This is a genomic window from Kitasatospora sp. NPDC057500 (assembly GCF_042802195.1).
GTDB lineage: Bacteria > Actinomycetota > Actinomycetes > Streptomycetales > Streptomycetaceae > Kitasatospora.
In genome coordinates this window covers 1-4,766 of sequence record NZ_JBHVER010000351.1, presented here as the reverse complement: position 1 = coordinate 4,766, position 4,766 = coordinate 1, and the positions used below count along the sequence as shown (strand labels likewise).

Annotated in this window: 2 protein-coding genes; both read left to right on the top strand. The window is 74.2% G+C overall.

Going from position 1 to position 4,766, the window contains the following annotated elements; all coding sequences use genetic code 11:
* A partial coding sequence (locus ACFU74_RS36135; RefSeq protein WP_380764369.1) for an SDR family NAD(P)-dependent oxidoreductase occupies positions 1-3,523 on the top strand: 3,523 nt, incomplete at its 5' end.
* Positions 3,524-3,536: 13 nt separating this feature from the next.
* The coding region (locus ACFU74_RS36130) for a beta-ketoacyl synthase N-terminal-like domain-containing protein (RefSeq protein ID WP_380764368.1) at positions 3,537-4,766 on the top strand (1,230 nt) is incomplete at its 3' end.

The window sequence follows — 4,766 nt, the reverse complement described above, 5'->3', positions numbered from 1 at the left end:
CTCACCCCACACCCACCCCTGGCTCACCCACCACACCCTCCAGAACACCACCATCCTCCCCGGCACCGCCCTCGCCGAACTCGCCATCCAAGCCGGCGACCACCTCGGACACGGCCACCTGGCCGACCTGACCCTGCACACCCCTCTCGTCCTGCCCGAGCACGGCTCGGTGCTGCTGCAGGTCCGCGTGACCGCACCGGACGAATCCGGCCGCTGCACGGTGACCGTGCACTCCCGGCCGGAGGACGGCCAGGACGAGGCCTGGACCGCGCACGCCCTCGGTGTGCTGACCTCCGACGCCCCCCGGCCGCCCGCCGTTCCGGCCGACTGGCCCCCGGCCGGGGCCACCCCGGTCGACGTCACGGACCTCTACCCGCGCCTCGCCGAGGCCGGCTACGACTACGGCCCGGCCTTCCAGGGGCTGACCGCCGCCTGGCGCCAACCGGACGTGGTGTTCGCCGAGGTCTCCCTCCCGGAGGAGCACGAAGCGCAGGCCGCTCGTTTCGGCATCCACCCGGCGCTGCTGGACGCGGCCCTGCACAGCATGTTCCTGCTGGGCCCGGACGAATCCGGGGCGCCGAAGGTGCCGTTCGCCTGGAGCGGGGTGACGCTCCACGCCGTCGGGGTGACGGCGGTCCGGGCCCGCGTGGCACTGGTCGGTCCCGACCGGGCCTCCCTGGTCCTGACCGACCACGACGGGCAGTTGGTCGCCACCGTGGAGGCCCTGGCGGTGCGCAGCGCCACGGTCGGACGGCTCCCCGCGCGCCAGGCTCCCGGCGACTCCCTCTTCCGGGTCGACTGGGTCCCCGTCCCGGCGGACGATCAGCAGAGCGACGTCGAACCGGTCCTGGTCTCCCGGGTGCACTCCCCCGCACCCGGCGACACGGCGGCCGGCGTGCATGCCGTCACCGCCGAAGTGCTGGCCCTGCTCCAGGAGTGGCTCACCGGCGAGCACCCGGACGGCGCCCGCCTGGTACTGGTCACCCGGGGGGCGGTGGCGACCGGCGGGGACGGCGGTGTCACCGACCTGGCGCACGCGGCCGCCTGGGGCCTGGTCCGGTCGGCGCAGTCGGAGAACCCGGGCCGGTTCGTGCTGGTCGACGTCGACGACCCGCAGACCGCACCGGAGTTGCTGCGGGCGGCCGCCGCCACGGGCGAGCCGGAGCTGGCGGTCCGCGACGGCGGGCTGCTGGCTCCCCGGCTGGCCCGGGTCGGCGACGACGGCCTGCTGCTGCCGCCGCCCGGCGAGCCGGCCTGGCGACTCGATGTGCTCGGGAAGGGCACCATCGACAACCTCGCCCTGGTCGGCTGCCCCGAGGTCCTGGAGCCGCTGGCCCCGGGCCAGGTGCGGCTGGCCGTCCACGCGGGCGCGCTGAACTTCCGCGACGTGGCGGTGGCGCTCGACGTGGTCACCGGCCTGGAGGGCGTGGGCGGCGACGCTGCCGGCGTGGTGCTGGAGGTCGGCGCCGGCGTGACCGACCTCGCGGTCGGCGACCGGGTGATGGGCATCTGCCCCGGTGCCTTCGGTCCGGTCGCCGTGACCGACCGGCGCAGCCTGGTCCGGATGCCCGAGGGCTGGACCTTCGAGCAGGCGGCGGCCATGCCGATCGTCGCACTCACCGCGTACTACGGCTTCGTGGACCTGGGCGCGCTGAAGGCCGGCGAGAAGCTGCTGATCCACGCGGCCGCGGGCGGAGTGGGCACGGTGGCCGTCCAGCTGGCCCGGCACCTGGGCGCCGAGGTGTTCGCCACCGCGAGCCCCGGCAAGTGGGAGGCACTGCGCGAGATCGGTTTCGACGACGCGCACCTGGCCAACTCGCGCACGCTCGACTTCGAGCAGCACTTCCTGGAGAGCACCGGCGGCCGCGGCATGGACGTGGTGCTGGACTGCCTGGCGGGCGAATTCGTCGATGCCGGCCTGCGGCTGCTGCCCTCCGGCGGACGGTTCCTGGAGATGGGCAAGACCGACAAGCGGGACCCCGCGGCGGTGGCGGCGGCCCATCCTGGCGTGGCGTACCAGGTGTACGACGTGCTGGAGGCCGGGCTCGACCGGATCCAGGAGATGCTGGTCGAGCTGCGGCTGCTGATGGAGCGCCGGGTGATCCGACCGCTGCCGACGACCACCTGGGACGTGCGGCGCGGGCGCGACGCCTTCCGGGCGCTCAGCCAGGCGCGGCTGATCGGCAAGGCGGTGCTCACCGTGCCCCAGCCGGTCCCGGCCGGGGGAACCGTCCTGATCACCGGAGGCACGGGCGTGCTCGGCACCGCGCTGGCCCGCCACCTGGTGACCGAGCACGGCCTGCGGCAGCTGATCCTGACCAGCCGCCAGGGTCCCGATGCCCCGGGCGCGGCCGAGGTCTCGGCCGAGCTCGAAGCGCTGGGGGCCACGGTCACCGTCGCCGCCTGCGACGCGGCCGACCGGGAGTCCCTGGCCGCACTCCTGGGGACGATCCCGCCGGAGCACCCGCTGACCGTGGTGGTGCACGCGGCCGGCGTCCTGGACGACGGTCTGGTCTCGGCACTCACGCCGGACCAGCTGACCAGGGTGCTGCGTCCCAAGGTGGACGCCGCCGTCAACCTGCACGAGCTGACCGCGGACCTGGACCTGGCCGCGTTCGTGATGTTCTCCTCGGTGGCCGCCACCCAGGGCGGACCGGGCCAGGGCAACTACGCGGCGGCGAACGCCTTCCTGGAGGCACTGGCCTGGCACCGGCACGCGCTGGGCCTGCCGGCGAACGCCCTCGCCTGGGGCTTCTGGAGCGAGCGCAGCGGCATGACCCGCCACCTGGACGAGGCCGATGTGGCCCGGATGGCCCGCGGCGGCGTGCTGCCCCTGGAGACCGAGCAGGGCATGGCGCTGTTCGACCTGGCGCGGAGCGCGGACCTGCCGGTGGCGATGCCGGTGCGGCTGGACCTCGCCGCGCTCCGGTCGGGTGCCGGACCGGTGCCGCCGCTGCTGTCCGGACTGGCCGGCCCCGAGAAGCGCCGTTCGGCCCGGGCCGGATCCGGCCGGAGCGGCCCGCGGCTGAAGGACCAGCTCTCCGGACTGGCCGGTGTCGAGCAGCAGAAGCTGCTGCTCGACCTGGTGGTCTCCCATGCCGCGACCGTGCTCGGCCACGGCTCGCCCAAGGCCGTCCCGGCGGCCCAGACGTTCAAGGAGCTGGGCTTCGACTCCCTCAGCGCCGTGGAGTTCCGCAACCGGCTCAATTCCGCGACCGGACTGCGGCTTCCCAGCACCCTGGTCTTCGACCACCCGACGCCGACGGCGCTCGCGGAGCACCTGGGGTCGGAACTGCTGCCGGAGCAGGCCGCCGGAGTCGAGGGGGTGCTGGCCGAACTCGACCGCCTGGAGGCCGCGCTGGGGACGATCGGCGCCGACGACCTGGAACGGCTGCGGGTCACCCGGCGGCTGACCGGGCTGCTGACGGCCTGGAGCGGTGACGACGGCCCTGCGGACGTGACCGATGACCTGAACGAAGCCTCGATCGATGACCTCTTCGACATCGTCGACAAGGGATTCTAGGAGCGAACACCAGATGTCCGAAGAAGCAAAGCTGCGCGACTACCTCAGGCGCGCGATCGCGGAGGGCAAGCAGGTCGCCCAACGGTTGCGCGCACTGGAGGAGAAGGCCGGCGAACCCATCGCGGTGATCGGCATGGCCTGCCGGTTCCCGGGCGGTGTCGGCTCGCCCGAGGAGCTGTGGGCGCTGGTCGCCGACGGCGTCGACGCGGTCGACGAGTTCCCCGAGGACCGCGGCTGGTCCGAGTTCGCGGCCGGTGCCACGTACACCACGGCGGGCGGGTTCCTGGCCGGGGTCGGCGACTTCGACCCGGGGTTCTTCGGGATCTCCCCGCGCGAGGCGCTCTCCATGGACCCGCAGCAGCGGCTGCTGCTGGAGACCGCGTGGGAGGTGATCGAGCGGGCCGGCATCGATCCGCTGTCGCTGGACGGCAGCCAGACCGGGGTGTTCATCGGCGGTTCCTCCGACTACGCCGGGCTGCTGGCCGCCTCCGACCACGACAGCGACGGCCATGCGCTGACCGGCACGGCACCGAGCGTGCTCTCCGGCCGGATCGCCTACAGCCTGAAGCTGAACGGCCCGGCGGTGACGGTGGACACGGCCTGCTCCTCCTCGCTGGTGGCGATCCACCTGGCCACGCAGTCGCTGCGTCGGGAGGAGTCCGACCTGGTGCTGGCCGGCGGGGTGTCGGTGATGTCGACGCCGGCCCCGTTCATCGAGTTCTCCCGTCAGGGCGGGCTGGCCGCCGACGGCCGGTGCAAGCCGTTCGCCGCGGCGGCCGACGGCACCGGCTGGGGGGAGGGCGTCGGCCTGCTGCTGCTGGAGCGGCTCTCCGACGCCCGGCGCAACGACCACCCGGTGCTGGCGGTGATCCGCGGCAGCGCCATCAACCAGGACGGCGCGTCCAACGGCCTGACCGCGCCCAGCACCCCTGCCCAGCGTCAGGTGATCCTGCGGGCGCTGGCCGGCGCCGGACTCACCGGCGCCGACGTGGACGCGGTCGAGGGCCACGGCACCGGCACCACGCTCGGCGACCCCATCGAGGCCCGCGCCCTGCTGTCCACCTACGGGCAGGACCGCCCGCAGGGCGAACCGCTCTGGCTGGGCTCGCTCAAGTCCAACATCGGCCACACCCAGGCGGCGGCCGGCGTCGGCGGCGTGATCAAGATGGTGCAGGCGATGCGGCACGAGCAGTTGCCCCCGACCCTGCACGTGGACGCCCCGACGCCGCACGCGGACTGGGAG